This window comes from Actinomadura sp. NPDC048955 (genome assembly GCF_040649435.1).
GTDB classification, from domain to species: Bacteria; Actinomycetota; Actinomycetes; order Streptosporangiales; family Streptosporangiaceae; genus Spirillospora; species Spirillospora luteofluorescens.
The window spans coordinates 30,955-49,563 of record NZ_JBEZJI010000034.1; the positions used below are offsets into that span (position 1 = coordinate 30,955).

At 70.4% G+C, this 18,609-nt stretch carries 18 protein-coding genes; 16 read left to right on the forward strand and 2 right to left on the reverse strand.

Annotated elements, in window-relative coordinates; translation table 11 throughout:
- Positions 1-67 precede the first annotated feature (67 nt).
- Positions 68-1,276 (reverse strand): helix-turn-helix domain-containing protein, encoded by a 1,209-nt coding sequence (locus tag AB0C84_RS28090; protein ID WP_361072212.1) that lies wholly within the window; start codon positions 1,274-1,276, stop codon positions 68-70.
- 474 nt (positions 1,277-1,750) lie between these two features.
- On the opposite strand from AB0C84_RS28090, the gene AB0C84_RS28095 reads away from it, so the two are divergent.
- The 13 genes from AB0C84_RS28095 (at position 1,751) to AB0C84_RS28155 (ending at position 14,230) form a co-directional block, all read left to right on the forward strand.
- Complete coding sequence (locus AB0C84_RS28095) at positions 1,751-2,740, forward strand: ATP-binding cassette domain-containing protein (RefSeq protein ID WP_361072215.1); 990 nt, start codon at positions 1,751-1,753, stop codon at positions 2,738-2,740.
- 155 nt (positions 2,741-2,895) lie between these two features.
- The gene (locus AB0C84_RS28100; protein WP_361072349.1) at positions 2,896-3,597 is read left to right on the forward strand and encodes an ABC transporter permease; all 702 of its coding nucleotides are present in this window, start codon (positions 2,896-2,898) and stop codon (positions 3,595-3,597) included.
- Between the two features lies 1 nt (position 3,598).
- Positions 3,599-4,435, forward strand: coding sequence for an ABC transporter permease (locus AB0C84_RS28105; RefSeq protein ID WP_179846518.1), 837 nt, complete (start codon positions 3,599-3,601; stop codon positions 4,433-4,435).
- 49 nt (positions 4,436-4,484) lie between these two features.
- Positions 4,485-5,762: an MCE family protein gene (locus AB0C84_RS28110; protein ID WP_361072219.1), complete on the forward strand. Its 1,278-nt coding sequence runs from the start codon at positions 4,485-4,487 to the stop codon at positions 5,760-5,762.
- The gene (locus tag AB0C84_RS28115) at positions 5,759-6,817 is read left to right on the forward strand and encodes an MCE family protein (RefSeq protein ID WP_361072222.1); all 1,059 of its coding nucleotides are present in this window, start codon (positions 5,759-5,761) and stop codon (positions 6,815-6,817) included. Before AB0C84_RS28110 ends, AB0C84_RS28115 begins: the two co-directional genes overlap by 4 nt.
- Positions 6,814-7,947 (forward strand): MCE family protein, encoded by a 1,134-nt coding sequence (locus AB0C84_RS28120; protein ID WP_361072225.1) that lies wholly within the window; start codon positions 6,814-6,816, stop codon positions 7,945-7,947. The genes AB0C84_RS28115 and AB0C84_RS28120 overlap by 4 nt, the downstream gene beginning before the upstream one ends.
- Before the next feature lies 1 nt (position 7,948).
- Complete coding sequence (locus tag AB0C84_RS28125; protein ID WP_361072228.1) at positions 7,949-9,187, forward strand: MCE family protein; 1,239 nt, start codon at positions 7,949-7,951, stop codon at positions 9,185-9,187.
- Positions 9,187-10,491, forward strand: coding sequence for an MCE family protein (locus AB0C84_RS28130; RefSeq protein ID WP_361072231.1), 1,305 nt, complete (start codon positions 9,187-9,189; stop codon positions 10,489-10,491). The genes AB0C84_RS28125 and AB0C84_RS28130 overlap by 1 nt, the downstream gene beginning before the upstream one ends.
- 1 nt (position 10,492) lies before the next feature.
- Positions 10,493-11,743 carry an MlaD family protein gene (locus AB0C84_RS28135; protein WP_361072234.1) on the forward strand — a complete coding sequence of 417 codons (1,251 nt, stop codon included), beginning with the start codon at positions 10,493-10,495 and terminating at the stop codon, positions 11,741-11,743.
- Positions 11,740-12,297 (forward strand): hypothetical protein, encoded by a 558-nt coding sequence (locus AB0C84_RS28140; RefSeq protein ID WP_361072237.1) that lies wholly within the window; start codon positions 11,740-11,742, stop codon positions 12,295-12,297. The genes AB0C84_RS28135 and AB0C84_RS28140 overlap by 4 nt, the downstream gene beginning before the upstream one ends.
- On the forward strand, positions 12,294-12,887 hold the full coding sequence (locus tag AB0C84_RS28145) for a hypothetical protein (protein WP_361072240.1): 594 nt from the start codon (positions 12,294-12,296) through the stop codon (positions 12,885-12,887). The genes AB0C84_RS28140 and AB0C84_RS28145 overlap by 4 nt, the downstream gene beginning before the upstream one ends.
- Before the next feature lie 19 nt (positions 12,888-12,906).
- Positions 12,907-13,659: a hypothetical protein gene (locus tag AB0C84_RS28150; protein ID WP_361072243.1), complete on the forward strand. Its 753-nt coding sequence runs from the start codon at positions 12,907-12,909 to the stop codon at positions 13,657-13,659.
- 19 nt (positions 13,660-13,678) lie between these two features.
- Positions 13,679-14,230: a hypothetical protein gene (locus AB0C84_RS28155; RefSeq protein WP_361072246.1), complete on the forward strand. Its 552-nt coding sequence runs from the start codon at positions 13,679-13,681 to the stop codon at positions 14,228-14,230.
- A 169-nt stretch (positions 14,231-14,399) separates the two neighbouring features.
- On the opposite strand, the gene AB0C84_RS28160 is transcribed toward AB0C84_RS28155, so the two are convergent.
- Entirely contained in the window at positions 14,400-14,564 is a 165-nt protein-coding gene (locus tag AB0C84_RS28160) for a hypothetical protein (protein WP_361072249.1), read from the reverse strand.
- Between AB0C84_RS28160 and AB0C84_RS28165 the strand changes: the two genes are divergently transcribed.
- From AB0C84_RS28165 to AB0C84_RS28175, 3 genes are all read left to right on the forward strand, one after another.
- Positions 14,551-15,006 (forward strand): hypothetical protein, encoded by a 456-nt coding sequence (locus AB0C84_RS28165; RefSeq protein WP_361072252.1) that lies wholly within the window; start codon positions 14,551-14,553, stop codon positions 15,004-15,006. The genes AB0C84_RS28160 and AB0C84_RS28165 overlap by 14 nt on opposite strands.
- Before the next feature lie 363 nt (positions 15,007-15,369).
- Entirely contained in the window at positions 15,370-16,071 is a 702-nt protein-coding gene (locus AB0C84_RS28170; protein WP_258941821.1) for a hypothetical protein, read from the forward strand.
- Positions 16,072-16,151: 80 nt separating this feature from the next.
- On the forward strand, positions 16,152-18,263 hold the full coding sequence (locus AB0C84_RS28175; protein ID WP_361072256.1) for a hypothetical protein: 2,112 nt from the start codon (positions 16,152-16,154) through the stop codon (positions 18,261-18,263).
- Positions 18,264-18,609 lie beyond the last annotated feature (346 nt).

Genomic DNA, 18,609 nt, shown 5'->3' on the forward strand with positions numbered 1-18,609 from the left:
GGTCAGGATAACGGCCTCCGGCACCCCCTGTGACCCGAACGTCACCCGCGCCCCTGGCGGATCCCGGTCACCCTGCGCCGGGCCGGCCCCGGCGGGCGCGCCGGCGACTGTACAGACTCGCGGCGCGGAGGGTGGCGTCGAGGGAGAAGCGGGCGTCGGCGTTCTCGAGGCTGTCGCCGAGGTAGCCCTCCAACTGGCGGAGCCGGTACCGGACGGTCTGCGGGTGGATCTTCAGGCGCTCGCCGATGTCGACGGCGGTCGCCCGGGTGGTGACGGATTCGGTGAGCGTCTCGACGAGGCGCTTGCGCTGGCCGTCCGACACGTCCCGCAGAGGCTCCAGGTGCCGGCGGGTGAGCTCCTCGACCAGCGGCGGATCGGACAGCAGCCACATGGTCATCAGGTGGTCCTCGCAGGGGATGAGGGAGCCGTCCGGGATGACGCCCTCCTCGGCGAGGTCGAGGACGCGGCGGGCCCAGCGCACCGAGTGGGCGGCCCGTTCCAGCGGCAGGGTGAGGCCGAGGACGCAGCTGGCGTCCGGCAGCGCGGCGCGCAGCATGGTCCGCCGGTCGGCGGTGAGCGGCCCGGGGACGAGCAGGCACGGTTCCGCCGAGTCGAGGTCGGTGAGGATGTCGGTGTCGAGCGCGGAGCGGGTGCAGGGCGCCTCGGGGTGGACGGCGACGAGGGTGGCCTCGGCCGGCAGCGGCCACCAGCCGGTGGACTTGGCGAGGTCCTCGATGGCCTCCGGGACGACGGCGGGCCGCTGCAGGATCAGGTGCAGCAGCCGGCGCCGCTCCTCACGGCGGCGCAGGTCGGCGTGCCCGGTGGCCTGCTGGTAGCCGAGGCGGGCCTGGGCGACGGATTCCTCGAGGTAGACGAGCATGGCGTCGACGGCGGCGGACACGACGAAGGTGGGGACCTGCGCGCGCTCGGCGAGGACGGCGGTCCGGCGCCACGCGACGTGGAAGGCGATCCGGGCCGCGGCCTGGAGGTGGTCGAGGCTGCGCCCCTCGATGGCCTCGAAACGGCCGAGGGAGCGGCAGGTCTCGTCGCGCTGGTCGGTGGAGGCGTCCGGATCGGAGATCCGGTCCAGGAAGGTCGGCAGCAGGATGTCGGCGCAGAGCCGGAGAGTCTGGTCGTAGGCGGGATCCGTCCGGTCGTACTCCGGGACGCTCCGCTTGATCTCGGTGATGATCTCGTTCGTGACGTCGGACAGTTCCGCGCGCAGCAGGCCGAGGAATTCTTGGAAGTCAGTCTGACTCCGGTCTTGTTCAGACAATTCTAATGCCTGCGACATGGGAAAGTGAACCTCCACATCGAGTCGGCCGGGCGCCGTGGCGCCGTCCTGCCGGCGGCGCTGGGCGGGGTGTGCCCGGACGGGAGGCGAACACCCTGGAATGAGATCGATAACACCGTGAACATAAAGTCGCCAGTCGGCGGTGGCAAGGGTCTTCGGCTCGATCGGCCGCATGGCGCCGCATCTTTGCGCGCGATGTGACAAGAACGACGTTCGGTTGCTGGGCGGGTGACAAAACCGCTTGCCTGGAAGGGGGATCGCGCCGCCCGCCCGCTCCATGTTACCGCCTGGTAGTCAGCTGGTGACGGTTTCGGGGAAGGGGAAGGCTAAGTCGGTGACAAATTTCTGAGGCCATTTACCGAATTGTGCCGAAGAGCCCGCGATCACCTATTGAATACTGTGTCTAGTGCGCCGTAACGTCCTCGAAACCTCCTTCCTAGCGCGAGCGGTGGTGTCGTGGGAATTGAAGTGGTCGTCGAGGGGCTGACGAAAGTCTTCGGCCGTCAGACGATCTGGCGCGATGTCACGCTCACTCTCCCGCCCGGTGAGGTGAGCGTGCTGCTGGGCCCCTCCGGCACCGGCAAGACGGTCTTCCTCAAGTCGCTCGTCGGGCTGCTCAAGCCGGAGGAGGGCCGCGTCCTCATCGGCGGGGTCGACATGGTCAACGACCGCGACCGCGACGTGTTCGAGGCGCGCAAGCGGTTCGGGCTGATGTTCCAGGACGGCGCGCTCTTCGGCTCGCTGCCGCTGTTCGACAACATCGCGTTCCCGCTCCGCGAGCACACCCGCAAGAAGGAGCCCGAGATCCGGCGGATCGTGATGGAGCGGATGGAGATGGTCGGCCTCACCGGCGAGGAGCGCAAACTGCCCGGCCAGATCTCCGGCGGCATGCGCAAGCGCGCCGGCCTCGCCCGCGCGCTCGTCCTCGACCCGGAGATCATTCTGTGCGACGAGCCCGACTCCGGCCTGGACCCCGTCCGCACGGCGCACATCTCCCAGCTGCTGATCGACGTCAACGCGCGGATCGACGCGACGATGCTGATCGTCACGCACAACATCGACATCGCCGCGACCGTCCCGGACAACATCGGCATGCTGTACCGCCGCGACCTCATCGCGTTCGGCCCCCGCGAGGCGCTGCTGACCAGCGACGAGCCGGCCGTCCTGCAGTTCCTGCACGGCGACACGCGCGGACCGATCGGCATGTCGGAGGAGAAGGACGCCGCGCTGCTCGCCGCCGAGGCCGCCGGCCCCGTACCCCTTCAACGCACCCTGGAGATCCCGCCGCAGCTGCGTCCCACGCCCGGGGCGCCGCCCCGGCAGGGCGAGCTGCGGCACGCGCGGCGCCTCGACGAGATGATGCCGCGCCTCTCCCGCCGCGCGCAGGAGGCGATCCACGCCAACCGCAGGCACGCGGCGGAGGGCGGCGTCCCCGATGCGAACTGACCGCCCTCGAACCGACGAGCCGACCGCACCGCGCGGCGACGCGCGTGTGCCCGAGGAAGGAGACGCGCGTGGCGGCACCTGACTCCGCCGTTCCCGGCGCCGGTGCGCTGCGCCAGACCGGGCGGCTCTTCGCGCTCGCCGCGACGGTACTGGCGATGTCGTTCCGGCGCCCGTTCCAGCTCCGCGAGCTGGTCCAGCAGTTCTGGTTCATCGCGTCGGTGTCGATCCTGCCGACCGCGCTCGTGTCCATCCCGTTCGGCGCGGTCATCTCGCTCCAGGTCGGGTCGCTGGCCAAGCAGCTCGGCGCGCAGTCGCTCACCGGCGGGGCGAGCGTCCTCGCCGTCGTGCAGCAGGCCAGCCCGCTGATCGTGGCGCTGCTGATCTCCGGCGCGGCCGGGTCGGCGATCTGCGCGGACCTCGGGTCCCGGACGATCCGCGAGGAGATGGACGCGATGGAGGTGATGGGCGTCTCGCCCATCCAGCGCCTCGTGGTCCCGCGCGTCCTCGCCTGCATGGCGGTCGCGGTGCTGCTGAACGGACTGGTCTCCGTCGTCGGGGTCGCGGGCGGCTACTTCTTCAACGTGCTGCTGCAGGACGGGACGCCCGGCGCGTACCTCGCCTCGTTCTCCGCGCTCGCGCAGCTGCCCGACCTGTACATCGGCGAGTTCAAGGCGCTGATCTTCGGATTCATCGCCGGCGTGGTGGCCGCCTACCGCGGCCTGAACCCGAACCCAGGACCGAAGGGCGTCGGGGACGCGGTCAACCAGTCGGTCGTCATCACGTTCCTGATGCTGTTCTTCGTCAACCTCGTGCTGACCGCCATCTACCTGCAGGTCGTCCCCCCGAAGGGAGCGTGACATGGCGGTCCCCGGGGTTCGCCGCCTCCGCCCGGTGAAGCTGGTCTCCTGGCTGGACCAGCCCGGCGACCAGCTCGGCTTCTACGTCCGGGCGCTGCTGTGGACGCCGCGCGCGCTGCGCCGGTACCTGCGCGAGTCGCTGCGGCTGCTCGGCGAGGTCGCGTTCGGCAGCGGCGCGCTCGCCGTCATCGGCGGCACCGTCGGCGTGATGATCGGCATGACGGTGTTCACGGGCGTCGTCGTCGGCCTGTCCGGCTACGCCGCGCTCGACCAGATCGGGTCGGCGGCGTTCACCGGCTTCGTGTCGGCGTACTTCAACACCCGCGAGATCGCCCCCCTGGTGTCCGGGCTGGCCCTGTCGGCGACGGTCGGCGCCGGGTTCACCGCGCAGCTCGGCGCGATGCGGATCAACGAGGAGATCGACGCGCTGGAGGGCATGGGCATCCAGTCGGTGCCCTACCTGGTCACCACCCGGATCATCGCGGGGACCGTCGCGATCGTCCCGCTGTACGGCATCGGGCTGCTCAGCTCCTATCTGGCCTCCAGACAGGTGACGCTCTGGTTCAACGGGCAGTCGGCCGGCACCTATGACCACTACTTCGACATCTTCCTCGCCCCGGAGGACGTGCTGCTCTCGTTCGCCAAGGTGCTGATCTTCAGCGTGATGGTGGTGCTCGCGCACTGCTACTACGGCTACCGCGCGGTCGGCGGCCCCGCCGGCGTGGGCGTCGCCGTCGGCCGCGCGGTCCGCACCGCGATCGTGCTGATCAGCGTGACGGACTTCTTCGCCAGCCTCGCCATCTGGGGTGCCACGACCACCGTGAAGGTGACGGGCTGACATGGGGCCGAACTGACATGGGGTGGATCTGACATGGGGTGGATCTGACATGGCTCGGCGTACCACCCGGCACGTGGTCGGGCAGCGCCTCACCGGGGTGGTGTTCCTGCTCGTCCCGGCGCTGCTGGTCTGGTTGTCGATCGCGATCTACGACAAGCGGTTCACCGACGCGACGACGGTGACGCTGCGCACCTCGACGGCCGGGCACGAGATGCACGCGATGGCGGACGTGAAGGTCCGCGGCGTCGTCGTCGGCGAGGTCCGGTCCATCACGGCGGACGGGGCCGGCGCGAAGCTGGAGCTGGCGCTGAAACCGGGAATGACCGACCGGATCCCGGCGGACGTCCAGGCGCGGCTGCTGCCGACGACGGTGTTCGGCGCCCGGTTCGTCTCGCTCGTCCCGCCGCCCGGGTCGGCGGGACGGCCGATCGCCGACGGCGACGTGATCTCCGAGGACCGCAGCCGGAACGCGGTGGAGCTGTCGGAGGTCCTCAACCACACGATGGACCTGCTCGACACGATCCAGCCGGCGAAGCTCTCCGCGACGCTGAACGCCATGGCGCGGGCGCTGGAAGGGCGCGGCGACCAGATCGGCCGCAACTTCGAGCAGCTCGACGCGTTCCTGACCAGGCTGAACCCGGAGGTCCCGGCGCTCGCCCGCAACCTCCAGGAGCTGGCGACGTTCACCCAGCACGCCTCCGACGCGGCGCCCGACCTGCTCCAGGCGCTCACGGACTTCACGGTCACCAGCCGGACGATCGTCGACCAGCGCACCGCCCTCGCGACCCTCTACGACGCGGTGTCGGGATCGTCCACCGACCTCGAGGACTTCCTGCGCGCCAACTCCGGCAACATCATCGCGCTCGCGACCGAGAGCCGGGGGAGCCTGGACCTGATGCGCCGCTACGCCCCCGCCGCGCCCTGCACGTTCCGCGCGCTCGCCGGCTTCATCCCGACGATGAACAAGGTCCTCGGCAAGGGGACGAACGAGCACGGCGTCCACGGCCTGGTCGTGCCGGTCACGAGCAAGGGCCGCTACGTCCCGGGCAGGGACGCCCCCCGCTACGACGGCGGCGGCGGCCCGCGCTGCCCGGGCGTCCCCTACCTCGGGACCGGGGACGGGGTGCGGGTGCTGCCCGCCGGCGGCGCGCCGGGCCAGGGCGGCGCGGCCGGCAGCGGCCTCGGCCCCGCGAACTCGGCGTCGGAGAACGACCTGGTCAACGAGCTTGCCGGGGCGCCGCTGGACGAGGTCCCCGAGGAGCTGCCGGACTGGTCCAGCGTGCTGGTCGGGCCGATCTACCGGGGCACGGAGGTGACGGTGAAGTGAGGCTCACCGGTCAGGGGATCAAGGGCATGGGCTTCCCGCTCGTCAGCTCGCTGATCTTCATCGTGGTCACGGTGCTGGCGACCGCGCTGCTGGCGTCCAGCATCACCGGCGCCACCAGCGGCGACCGCGTCACCTACTACGCCAAGTTCACCGACGTGGCCGGGCTCCATCCGGGGCACGGCGTGCGGATCGCGGGCGTCGAGGTCGGCCAGGTCGAGGAGATCGAGGTCAGCGACCGCCGGCTCGCCCGGGTGAAGATCTCCGTCGACCGGGACCGGCGGATCCCCGCGTCGGCGACCGCCGCCGTCAAGTACCTGAACCTGGTCGGCGGCCGGTACGTCTCCCTCGGCCAGGGCACCGGCTCGCCCGGCCAGGTACTGAGGCCCGGCGGGACGATCCCGGTCGAGCACACCGCCGGGACGCTCAACCTCACCCAGCTGTTCCAGGGGTTCCAGCCGCTCATGCAGGCGCTGTCGCCCGGGGACGCCAACAAGCTCTCGGAGTCGGTCGTCAAGGTGCTCCAGGGCGAGAGCGGCACCGTGGAGAGCCTGCTGCGCACCGTCGGAGAGCTGACGAGCACGCTCGCCGCCAAGGACAAGGTGATCGGCCAGCTCATCGCGAACCTCGACAGCGTCGTCCAGACCATCAACGGGCGGGACCGGCAACTCGTCGACCTGGTCACCACGCTGCGCCGGTTCACCTCCGGCCTCGCCGCCGACCGGGTCCCGATCGGCGAGGCGCTCGGGTCGGTCGCCGACCTGACCACCGCCACCGCCGGGCTGCTCCAGGTCTCGCGGGACCCGCTGAAGGACGACATCGTCCAGCTCGGCCGGCTCAGCGACAACCTCAACCGCGACGAGCCGCTGCTGACGCGCTTCCTCCAGCGCTCGCCCGGGAAGATGGCGACCTTCGGCCGCCTGGCCTCCTACGGCTCGTGGGTGAACTTCTACCAGTGCGAGGTGAAGTTGATCGGCGTCAGCTACGCGGGCTCCGACCTGTCGGACCAGCCGCCTCCGACCGGCCTGCCCATCAAGGACGCGAGGTGCCGCGGATGACGCCCCCGACCCCGCCCCCCGGCGGCCCGCCCCCCGTCCCCCCGGCGGGCGGGCCGCCCCGGCCGCTGCCGCGCGCCCTGCCGCGCCCGAAGCGGGACCGGCCGCGGCTGAAGCCGTTGCGCGACCGGAACCCGATCGGGGTGGCGGTCGTCGGCATCGTGATCCTGCTCGTCCTCGGCACGCTCGCCTACCGCGCCGACCGGCTGCCGATCGTCGGCGGCGGGACGACGTACAGCGCGTACTTCTCCGAGGCCGCCGGGCTGGACCCCGGCCAGGAGGTCCGTGTCGCCGGGGTGAAGGTCGGCAAGGTCACCGGCGTCTCGCTCAAGGGGAACAAGGTCGAGGTCACGTTCCGGGTGAAGGACACCTGGGTCGGGAACGCGACCCGCGCCACCATCATGATCAAGACGCTGCTGGGGTCGAAGTACCTCCAGCTGGACCCGCTCGGCTACCGCGGGCAGAACCCGAAGGAGCCGATCCCGCTCGACCGGACCGTGGCCCCCTACGACGTCACGACGGCGTTCCAGGACCTCGGCCGGACGTTCGAGCAGCTCGACACGACCAAGTTCGCGCAGAGCCTGGAGACGATCTCCACGACGTTCGAGGACACCCCGGCCGACGTCCGGGTCGCGCTGCGCGGCCTGTCGGCGCTGTCCACCACGATCGCGTCGCGGGACGCCGAGCTGTCCCGGCTGCTCGCCGGGACCAAGCGGCTGTCCGGCACGATCGCCGCGCAGAACTCCCAGTTCGAGACGCTCTTCAAGGACGGCAACCTGCTGCTCGGCGAGCTGCGCCGGCGGCGCGACGCCATCCACGCGCTGCTCGTCGGCACGCAGCGGCTCGGCGGGGAGCTGGTCGGCCTCGTCGACGACAACCGCCGCACGCTGGGCCCGACGCTCGCGTCCCTGGAACGGGTCGTCGGCGTCCTCCAACGCAACCAGAAGAACCTGGAGCGCGTCCTGACGACCGCCACGCCCTACATCCGCGTCCTCGGCAACGCGACGGGCAACGGCCGCTGGGTGGACGGCTACCTGTGCGGGACCGTCCCCGAGGAGTACCTGGTGAACGGCAGGTGGCAACCGGAGGACCCGGACCGTTGCAAGCCGCCGCACCTGACGGGAGGACGGTGACATGGGGTCCCCCCCGACGCGCCCCGTGAAGCTGCCGAAGCTCGGCTCGCCGATCCGCGACCACCGGACGCGGGTGGTGCAGGCGCTCATCACGGTCTTCGTCCTGCTGGTCGCGATCGCACTGGTCCCCTTCCTGGGCGGCGGGCCGACGCACCGGATCACCGCGTACTTCGCCACCGCGATCGGCGTCTACCCCGGCTCCGACATCCGCGTCCTCGGCGTGAAGGTCGGTTCGATCGACTCCGTCGAACCGCTCGGCGACAAGGTCAGGGTCGAGATGCGGGTGGACGGCGACGTCGACGTCCCCGCCGGAGCCCGCGCCGTCGTCATCGCGCCGAACCTGGTGTCGGACCGGTACGTCCAGCTCGACCCCGCCTACGACGGCGGCCCGAAGATGGCCGACGGCGCGTCGATCGGTGTGAGCAACACCGCGACCCCGTTGGAACTCGACCAGCTCTACGCCGCGGTCCGGAAGATCTCGGGCGACCTCGGCCCGCGGGGGGTGAACGCGCAGGGCGCCCTGTCGGACGTCATCCGGGTCGGCGCCGCCAACCTCGGCGGCAACGGGCAGGCGCTCAACACCATGATCTCCAACCTCGGCAAGGCGTCGCAGACCCTCGCCGACAACAGCGGCGACCTGTACGCGACCGTCGCCAACCTCAACAGGTTCAGCGAGATGCTCCGCGCCAACGACGGGCAGATCCGCCTCGCCGAGAACCAGCTCGCCGAGGTGAGCGGGTTCCTCGCCGCCGACCGCGACGAGCTCGGCGCGGCCCTGCGCGACCTCGCGCGGGCGCTCGCCGAGGTGAAGGGGTTCATCCAGGACAACCGCGCGGCGCTGAAACGGAACGTCGGCAAGCTCTCGGACGTCACCCAGGTCCTGGTCGACCAGCGGGCGTCGCTCGCCGAACTCCTCGACACCGCGCCGCTGGTGACGCAGAACGCCCTGAGCGCCTACGACCCGAAGACGCGGACGCTGATGGCGCGCGGCAACCTCCTGGAGATCACCAAGGCGTTCGGCAGCCTGGACCAGCCGGGCGTCGACCCGATCGCCGCCGACGAGCGGCCGGTGTGCGCCGCGGCGGCGTCCGCCACGCGGACGCTCCGCGAGCAGTGCGACCGGCTGAAGAGGGGCGGGCTGGTCGCGGTGGCGCCGGCCCGGGAGACCGGCCTGCCGGCGCTGCCGCTGCCGCCCGCGGGCAAGATCTACGCCGGCACCGGCGGGAAGGCGGACCGCTGATGCGCACGCCCAAGCTCGTCGCGGCCCTCGCCGCCGGTGTCCTCCTGACGGCGGGCTGCTCGGTGCGGCTGGAGGACGTCCCGCTGCCCGGCGGCGCCGACCTCGGCGACCACCCCTACACGGTGAAGGTGCGGTTCGAGGACGTGCTGAACCTGGTCCCGCAGGCCGCCGTCCGTGTCAACGACGTCCCGGTCGGGCGGGTGAAGAAGGTGTCGCTGCCGGCGGGGGCGTGGCAGGCGGAGGTGACGCTCGTCGTGAACGGCGACGTGCACCTGCCCGCGAACGCGACCGCCAACCTGGAGCAGTCGAGCCTGCTGGGGGAGAAGTACGTGAGGCTCGCCGCGCCGACGACGGCGCCGTCCCCGCAGCGGCTCTCCGACGGCGCCGTGATCCCGGCGTCCCGGACGACGCGCAACGCCGACACCGAGGAGGTGTTCGGCGCGCTGTCGCTGCTGCTGTCGGGAGGCGGGCTCCCGCAGATCCGGACCATCAACCGGGAACTGAACCAGGCGCTCAACGGGCGCGAGGACAAGGTCCGGTCCGCGCTGCGGAACCTCGACACCTTCACCGGCACGCTCAACCGGAACCGGCAGTCGATCGTGAACGCGCTCGACGGGCTGAACCGGCTGTCGTCCACGGTCAGAGCCCGCAACGGGCAGGTCGGGACCGTCCTGGACGACCTGTCGCCCGGCCTGAAGGTGCTGGAGGAGCAGCGCGGGCAGCTCGTCGAGATGCTGCGCCGGCTGGAGAGGCTCTCGGACGTCGCCGTCAAGACGATCAACGCCAGCAAGGAGGACACGGCCGCGAACCTGCGCTCTCTGGCGGTCGTCCTGCGCAAGCTCGCCGACTCCGGCCGCGACCTGCCGAAGTCCCTGGAGATCCTGCTGACCTACCCGTTCACCGACGAGGCGCTCAAGGCGATCAAGGGCGACTACCTCAACGGCTACGTCACCGTCATCGCCGCCGCCGGCTTCGACTGCGTCGTGCCGCCGGTGAAGGAGGAGGGGCCGTTCGACGGCCTCGACGACGAGGAGGGGGCGCGGGCGCGCGCCCTCGCCGCGACGCCCACGGTCCCCGGCCCGCAGCCGGCGCCCTGCCCGGACACGGCGGCGGGCCGCGGCTCCGGAGCCGCCGTGCCCGGCGCCGGAACTCCCACCGCGGGGACGCCCACCACGGGGACTCCGGCCCCCGGGACCCCCACCACGGGGACGCCGCTACCGGTGGCACCGAGCCAGGCGCCGCGGAACCAGGGCCCCGGCAGCGAGCCCGCCCTTCCGCTGCCGACGCTCGGGGAGGGGAACTGACATGCTGACCCTGGTCACCCGCATCAAGATCGCCGCGTTCGTCGTGATCGCGATCGTCGTGGTGTCCTACATCGGCGTCAACTACGCCGACGTGGGCCGCTACGTCGGGCTGCGCGGGTACTACACCGTCCGGCTCGATCTGCCCAGCACCGGCGGCCTCTTCGAGGGGTCCGCGGTGTCGTACCGGGGCGTCACCGTCGGCAAGGTCGGCAAGCTCGACCTGACGCGGGACGGCGTCATCGCCGAACTCCGGATCGACGACTCGGCGCCGGACATCCCCCGTGACCTCCAGGCGATCGTCGCGAACCGCTCCGCGGTCGGCGAGCAGTACGTCGACCTGCGGCCCCGCGCCGACGCCGGGCCCTATCTGGCCCAGGGCACCACGATCCCGCGCAGCGTCACCACCACCCCGGCGCCGGTCGACGAGACGCTCAAGAGCGTCAACGACTTCACCGCCTCACTCCCGCTGAACGACACCAAGATCCTCATTGACGAGCTGGGGCTGGCGTTCGCCGGGCAGGGCCCGCACCTCCAGCAGCTCCTCGACACGAGCACCCGGTTCATCGCGGCGTCCGACGCGGCTTTCCCCGAAACGCGCGCTCTGATCCACAACGGGGAGGCGGTGCTGCGGACGCAGAACGAGATGTCGGGGGCGTTCAAGGCGTTCGCGACCGACTCCAGCCTGCTCGCGCGGCGGCTCCGCGACTCCGACGCCGATCTGCGCGAGCTGATCTCGGCCGGTCCCGGCGCGGCGGCCGAGCTGTCCGGCCTGCTCCACGACCTGGACCCGAGCCTCGGCGTGCTGCTGGCGAACCTCCTCACGACCGCCCGCGTGGCCGAGCCGCGCCAGGCCGCCATCGAGGAGATGCTGGCCAATCTCCCGCGGGTCGCGGCGATCGGCCCCAGCATCGTGGACGGGGGCAAGCTCCGGATGGGCCTGGTCACCACGTTCTTCAACCCGCAGCCCTGCACGCGCGGCTACGGCAAGACCAGGTACCGCGACGGCCTCACCCTGTCGCCCGCCCCGTTCAACACCGGCGCGCACTGCGCGGAGAGCCCGAGCAGCGGCATCAACGTGCGCGGCACCGCCAACGCGCCGCGCAAGGGCGTCCCGGTGCCGGCCAAGCCGGGCACGCTGAGCGGCCCGGAGGCGACCGGCCTGCTCGCCTCGCTGGGCTTGGCCGGGCTGGCGCGGCAGCAGGCGCCGCCCGGCGACCTCGCCGCCCTGCTCGGGCTCGGGGGTGTGCGGTGACCTTCGCGGCGACCGTGCTGCGCAAGCCGACCTGGATGATCCGGTGGATCCGTCCGGCCGGCTACGCCCTCACGGCCGCCGCCGCCGTCCTCCTGCTGCTGTCGCTCTGGTCTCTGTTCCAGTCCGGGCGGGGCGCGGACCACGACCTCGCCACCGCGCGGGACGACGTGAGCCGGACCGCCGTCCGCGATCTGGCGCTGATCAACAGCATCGACCCCAAGGTGGCGGAGCTGGACATGACGCACTGGCTGGACGTCGCCACCGGCCCGTTCGCCGACGCACTGAAACGCGACATCCCGGGCGCACGCGCGAGGTTCGCCGGGCAGAAGGCCCCCTCGCACGGACGGGTCACCGCACTCGCCGTCACCGCACTCGACCGGTCGGCGGGCGAGGCGACCGTCCTCGCCTCGGTCCGGATCTTCACCGAGCCCGCCGGCGACGCCGCCCAGGGCACCGAGCAGCGCAAACGCTACGAGGTCGGGATGCGGAGGGTCGGTGGCGTGTGGAAGATCAGCTCGCTGAAGGCGCCGGCGCCCGGGGGGAGCGGCCCGTGAGCATCACCGAGGAGCGCCCCGCGCGCCGCGGCCCCGCCCCGCGGAAGAAGAGCGGGACCGCCCGGCGCACGCTCGTCTCCGGACTCAGGCGGGCTGCCGGGCTGGGGTGGCCGTTGGCCCTCGCGCTGGCGCTGTGCCTGTCCGCCCTCGCCGTCGACGGCTGGGCCGGCAGGCGAAGCGAGCGGTCACCGGCCGCCAACCGCGCACTCCTCGACAAGGCCCGGACCGGTGCGGTCGTCGCCGACGTCTCGGCGAAGGTCGCGCGGATCTTCACCTTCACCTACACCGACCCGGCCGCCACCGAACGGGCCGCGAACGACGTCCTCACCGGCCGCGCGGTCCGCGACTACCGCAAGCTGTTCGGCCTGGTGAAGCAGAACGCACCGGTCATGAAGCTCGCCCTCACCACGAAGGTCGCGAGGGCCGGGCTGATCAGACTCTCCCGTGACGGGACGGCGGTCCTGCTGGTCCTGCTCGACCAGCAGGCCACCCGGGCCGGGAAGCCGACCGGTTCGCCGGTCGCGGCCCAGCTCATCGTCACGGCCCGCGACGACCACGGCTGGCGCATCAGCGACCTCCGGGCCGCCTGAACGAAGGGTGGAAATTCAGGTGACCAAGACCAGGACGAAGACCGCCGACCCGGCGGCCGACGAGCCCGAGGCCCCGGCCGACGCGGCGTCCGAGCCGGAATCGTCCGCGGACGACGCGGCCGAGACTCCAGAGCCCGCGGGAGAGGGGGCCGCCGAGGACCCGGAGCCGTCGCCGTCCGAGAAGGGGACCGGGAAGGAGACCGGTGAGTCGTCGGCCGCGGGGCCGCCGGCGAAGGACGCGGCCGACCGGTCCAGGCGCCGCCTCTCCAAGGACCCGCTGATCCGGGTCGCGTCGCTCGTGACGCTGGTCGCCGCCGGCGCCGCGGCGTGGTTCGGCTGGTCGTACCACGCCGCGTCCGGCGACGACGCGATCGGCTACGCCGCCGAACGCGACCAGGTGCTCGCGGTCGCGGGGCAGGAGATCGTCAACCTCAACACCCTCGACTACCGCCGGATCGACGCGGGCCTCAAGGTGTGGCAGGACTCGGCGACCGCACAGCTCTACGACCAGATCGTCCAGGGTCAGGCCCGGCTGAGGACCGAGGTCCAGGAGGCGAAGACGACCAGCACGGCGAAGATCCTCGAATCCGGGCTGACCGAACTCGACTCCCGCGCGGGCAAGGCGGCCGTCATCGCCGCCGTCCGCATCACCATCACCGGTGCCGACGGCAGGCCGGTCGACAACACCCGCCGGTTCGCCGGCCAGCTCACCCGGACCTCGGACGGCTGGAAACTGTCGGCGCTCGGCCAGGCCCCCACCGGAACGCCCTGATCGGGGAGGAGAGAACGACATGGCAGCGATCACTTCGGCCGGACGGTTCGTCCCCGGCACCGCGCGCACCCGGCTGGTCATTCTCCTCGGGGCGCTGACCATAGCGCTCGGCGGAGCGGCCGCCTGGTCGAACGCCCAGGAGCGCGACCTGACGGGTGCGGCATCCGCGCAGAACGACGCCCTCAGCGACAATGGCCGTACCGCCGAGGTCAAGGGTCAGGTGACCACGGCCGTCAACACGGTGTTCTCCTACAACTACGCCGACGTGGCCAAGACGGAGAAGGCGGCGCAGGAACTGCTCACCGGAAAGGCCGTCCAGCAGTACAACCAGCTTTTCGCCCTGGTGCGCAAGCAGGCTCCGCAGCAGAAGCAGGTACTCACCACGGCGGTCACCGACTCGGCGGTGAAATCCCTGGCCGGCGACCGCGCCCGCCTCCTCGTCTTCGCCGACCAGCGCAACACCCGGACCGACACGAACAAGACGAGCTACTCAGCCGCCGTCTTCGCCGTCGACGCCCTGTACACCGACGGCAAATGGAAGATCACCGCCATCGACACCCTCGGCGCGTGACAGGAGCAGCATGCTACTGACAGGTGTTCGCCGATTAAAGAATGGTAGGACTGGGTGATTTGAATGGAGTCAACGGTGTTACTCGGAAAGATCGCCAGAATGGTGCTGACCGCCATTGCGGTCACGGTCACCGCCGCCGCTCTCACCGCGGCCCCGCCTGGGCGGACGGTCACAGGGTCTTCATGCCCGGCGTGCTCTCGCCCTCCACCCAGCCCGTCACTGGAAAGAGCAGCGGTTCCATCGCGCTTGCCACCAGTAGCGGCGGGGTCATGACCTGCGTCGACACGGGCCCTTCGAAGGCCTTGACGACCACCGGAACGGTGAGGGTCGGCACCGTCGTCCCGGACCCCCCGCCCACCGGCTGGGTGACCGGTCAGTTCTTCAGCAACTGCACGATCTCCGGCCTGGCCGCCACGGTGACGCCTCAGCCGTGGTCCCTCTCCCTCCCGGGCCCGACCTTTTCCGGAGTCACAGCCGCTCAGCTGGGCAACGTCAAGTTCACGGTGAACATCCCCGCCATCCCGTGCTCCGCGACGTTCCAGGGCTCGACCAGTTCCAACGGATACATCAACGGTAAGCACACCAACCCGACGAGCGCGGGAGCCGCCAGCACCCTCTCGCTGCCGTTGGGGTCCTCCAACAACCTCAGTGCGACCGCCGTCTCCGCGACGTGCCCCTCCAGCATCGTCAGGTGGGGTGACCTGGTCGTGCTCGGCGTCGTGATCGAACTGAGGGGTGTCAACTCCACCGCGAACGAGGGCCCGACCATCACGTGAGAGCACGCCGCCGGCCGAATGAGTGCGAGCGAGGGGACGCCGCGATCGGCCGCGAGTCCTGAATCGTCACCAGACCCGAATCCGGTGATAAATCCGGCTTGATCGAAGACTAATCCGATGACAAATCTCGCAAGGGTCGCCGGGGTGCTTTAAGGGGAAGTCGACCAGTCTCTTGAGAAGTTCACTACTGGCGGGTATATTTCGATATTAGTACGGCAGGACTGGGTGGTCTTGTGGTGAAGTCGACGGAGTTCGGCTTTCGGGGTTCTGCTCTCGTCAACCTGGAGGAGTTCGACCTGTAGAACGCGGTCAGTGTCCCTACGAGAAGAAGAAACCACCCCCGTGAAGGGAAAAAGGACTGACATGCGAAAGATCACGAGAATGGCCCTGACCGTCACCGCGGTCTCGGCCACCGCCGCCGCGCTCACCACGACCCCCGCCTGGGCGGCCGGTATCAACGTCACCATGCCCGGCGTGCCCACGCCCTCCACCCAGGCCGTCACCGGAGAGAACAGCGGTTCCGTCGCGGCCGCCAGTAGCAGCGGCGGGGTCCTGACCTGCGTCGACACGGGCGCTGCGAAGGCCCTGACGGCCACCGGATCGGTGAAGGTCGGCACCGGCGTCCTGGACCCCATCGGCTCGGTGACCGGTCTGACGTTCAGCAACTGCACGGTCTCCAGCCAGATCGCCACGGTGACGCCTCAGAACCTGCCGTGGTCCCTCTCCACCACGGGCGTGACCGCTTCGGGAGTCACCCCCGGCCGGCTGAGCGGCGTCAGGATCGTGGTGAACATCCCCAGCATCCCGTGCTCCGCGACGTTCCAGGGCTCGACCAGCACCAACGGATTCATCAACGGTACGCACACCAACCCGACGAGCGCCGGAGCCGCCAGCACCCTCTCGCTGCCGTTCGGGTCCACCAACAACCTCGTCGCGACCAGCGTCTCCGCGACGTGCCCCACCAACATCGTCAAGAACGGTGACACGGCCACGCTCGCCGGCGTGATCAAGCTGAGGGGCGTCAACTCCACCGCCAAGGAGGGCCCGACCGTCGTCCGCACGTGACGTGAGAGCACGCCTCTGACCGAAGCCGCACCCGGGCGCTCGCCGCCCGGGTGCGGTTCCCCGTCGATCAAGGATGTGAAATGCATCGGATGTTCCGAGGCGCCGCGCGGCTCGCCGCGGTCGCGGGCCTTGCCGTGAGCGGCGGCGCATTGGTGGCGGTCCCACCGGCGATCGCGGACATCGGCTTCGACACGGGGCTCGTCTGCTCCGGCAAGTCCGGAACGCACGATGTGGCACTGCGGATCGAAACGACCGTCCCGTCGGCCGGGGCCGTCGGCCAGCCGGTCCAGCTGGGCACGATCAAGATCGACGTCGGTCTCCCGCCCGAGTTGGTGAAAGAGGTCTCGGCGGCTTCCCCCGCCTGGGCGTCGACACCACCGGCGACGAGCGCCTCCCCCTCGTCAACGCCTTCCCCCGCGCTCGGAGGCGTCGCGGAGATCCAGGTCGCGCTCCACGGGCCAGGGGGCGACCGGAAGGCCGGGTGGCCGGCCTTCGCTCTGGCGGCCACGCCGTCACGGGGTGAGGGGGCCGTGCACCTGACCGGCAGCGGGGTGGCGCCGCCGGTGGTCCCCGAAGCGCCGGGCGAGCTCTCATGGTCCGCCGGGGCGGTCGACTTGTCGCTGGTGCCGGGTGACGCGGCGACGGGGAAGGAGGCGGCCGAACTGGCGCTGCATTGCGCGGCGGAGAAGGCTCCGGTGCTCGGAAGCCTGCGGGTGCGGCGCGCGAACGAGCCGGTGATCCCCGGCGCGTCGAGCGCGGCCCCCCGTCAGCCCACCGCCTTCCCGGAGGGATTGTGCAAGCTGATCCCTGCGCGGGGGCAGGATCCGCGGTACGCCATCAGCGACGATCCCGAACTAGCGAAGATCTTCGAATCCCCGGCAAATCCGGACGGCCTGAACGCCGACACCGGTGATGGACTGATGTACTGCGTCAAGGCGACGGGGTTCTTCAACATCAAAAAAGTTGGAAACGCCGCTCCCGTTGCTTTCGAGAACAATGTTCGGGCACTGACCGAAAGCTATATGGGGAACATATTCTTCGGACCGAACTGGACGGATTTTCGCGGATACTTCATCAACCGAACCTATCCGACGCCCGCCACGATGCTGGGTTTCGGCTTCATGCCGACACGCGCGGTGGCAGAAGCTGTTCAGGTCGGCTCCCCGCGGGGCGGCGGGACCGGTCCGATCACCGGCAACATGCGGATTCTCCAGCAGCTTTCGACTGAACTTGATATCTCGGGTCCGACTGTCGACAGACAACAGCTCAAAGCCAGCGCATACGTGCGCATCAAAGCGGGTAAGGCCGAGGTCAACGGAGTTCCCCTCGATCTCGGTACCAAATGCATGACCAGCCCCACCTCGCTTTCCGCGACTGGATTCATGGGGACGCTGAGAACAGGGACGACTCAGTACGAGAGCGGGCAGCCGCTTATCGCCCAGAACGTCACGATCCCTTCCTTCTCCGGCTGCGGAGTGACCGAAGATCTCAGCCCGATCCTTACCGCGAGTGTCTCCGGAGCGGGAAACTATGCGAATCTCGAATCGGGACTCTGGTGCGAGGTCACCACTGGCAACCGTTGCGTGGACGGCGCCGGGGCGTTTCCTCAGACCTTCACCGTGGCGCCGGGCGGGGTCGTCACCGCGGTCGCGAAGCCGTTCACCCTGGGATACGCCGGGGACAACGCGGAGTTCAGGTGCGAGTCGGCGACCATGCGGCTCGATCTCGAACGGGGACGGTGGCAGTCGCGCTTCAGGCTGGGCAAGGGCGACATGTCCCTCCACGGCTGCGAGGTGGAGGCGTCGGACGGCACCGTCCACCCGGTGAGGGGCGAGGTCACGCAGGACGGCTCGTTGTGGCTGAACATGACCATCGATGCGGCGACCGGGCGACCGGCGATGAGGATCAACGGCGTCGTGCTCGACGCGACCGTGGACGTCGGCGGAGGGGGGCGGTGCACGCTGCGGATATCCCACAACCTGGGGGGAATCTTCCTCCCGGGGCAGCGTGAGGTTCCCGGGCTTCTCGAAGGCTCCTATGACAACGGGACCTTCTCCATGAACTCGCACACGTTGAAGCCGTCGGGGAAGTCGACGTGCGAGATCCCGGGGTTCACGGACTTCCTCAGCGTCTTCAATTCATACAAGGGCGATTTCGTCTTCCATCCGACTCAGCGGATCACCTCGCCCTGACCGAACCTTCCCCTCGCCATGGGCCTCTCGTTCCGGCGCGATCTGATGTCGTGCCGGAAGCCCCCGGGGCCCTCCAGGACTGGTCGCATCGTTGCCCGCACCACCCCGGGCGACGGCAGGGCCAGGCCGGCTCGCTGCAGGCCGTCGCCGGCCTGCGGCGAGTACGGTGGCTCCTCTCGCTCCCCGCCATATGAAGCAGGCGGGCGAAGGGGTCCGGGCGGAGGGGCCGGCGCTCCCAGTGATATGCGGTCGATGACAATACCGGCTACTCCCGGGCCGCCGTCATTGATATTCGCTTACAAGGCGAGAAAATCTCCATGCTCGTGCGTTGTGGTGTATTGAAACG

Excerpts from the sequence above, each read along its gene's own strand:
- AB0C84_RS28100 (WP_361072349.1), top strand. The coding sequence starts at position 2,896 with ATGTCGTTCCGGCGCCCGTTCCAGCTCCGCGAGCTGGTCCAGCAGTTC.
- AB0C84_RS28105 (WP_179846518.1), top strand. The coding sequence starts at position 3,599 with ATGGCGGTCCCCGGGGTTCGCCGCCTCCGCCCGGTGAAGCTGGTCTCC.
- AB0C84_RS28110 (WP_361072219.1), top strand. The coding sequence starts at position 4,485 with ATGGCTCGGCGTACCACCCGGCACGTGGTCGGGCAGCGCCTCACCGGG.
- AB0C84_RS28120 (WP_361072225.1), top strand. The coding sequence starts at position 6,814 with ATGACGCCCCCGACCCCGCCCCCCGGCGGCCCGCCCCCCGTCCCCCCG.
- AB0C84_RS28125 (WP_361072228.1), top strand. The coding sequence starts at position 7,949 with ATGGGGTCCCCCCCGACGCGCCCCGTGAAGCTGCCGAAGCTCGGCTCG.
- AB0C84_RS28130 (WP_361072231.1), top strand. The coding sequence starts at position 9,187 with ATGCGCACGCCCAAGCTCGTCGCGGCCCTCGCCGCCGGTGTCCTCCTG.
- AB0C84_RS28135 (WP_361072234.1), top strand. The coding sequence starts at position 10,493 with ATGCTGACCCTGGTCACCCGCATCAAGATCGCCGCGTTCGTCGTGATC.
- AB0C84_RS28155 (WP_361072246.1), top strand. The coding sequence starts at position 13,679 with ATGGCAGCGATCACTTCGGCCGGACGGTTCGTCCCCGGCACCGCGCGC.
- AB0C84_RS28170 (WP_258941821.1), top strand. The coding sequence starts at position 15,370 with ATGCGAAAGATCACGAGAATGGCCCTGACCGTCACCGCGGTCTCGGCC.
- AB0C84_RS28175 (WP_361072256.1), top strand. The coding sequence starts at position 16,152 with ATGCATCGGATGTTCCGAGGCGCCGCGCGGCTCGCCGCGGTCGCGGGC.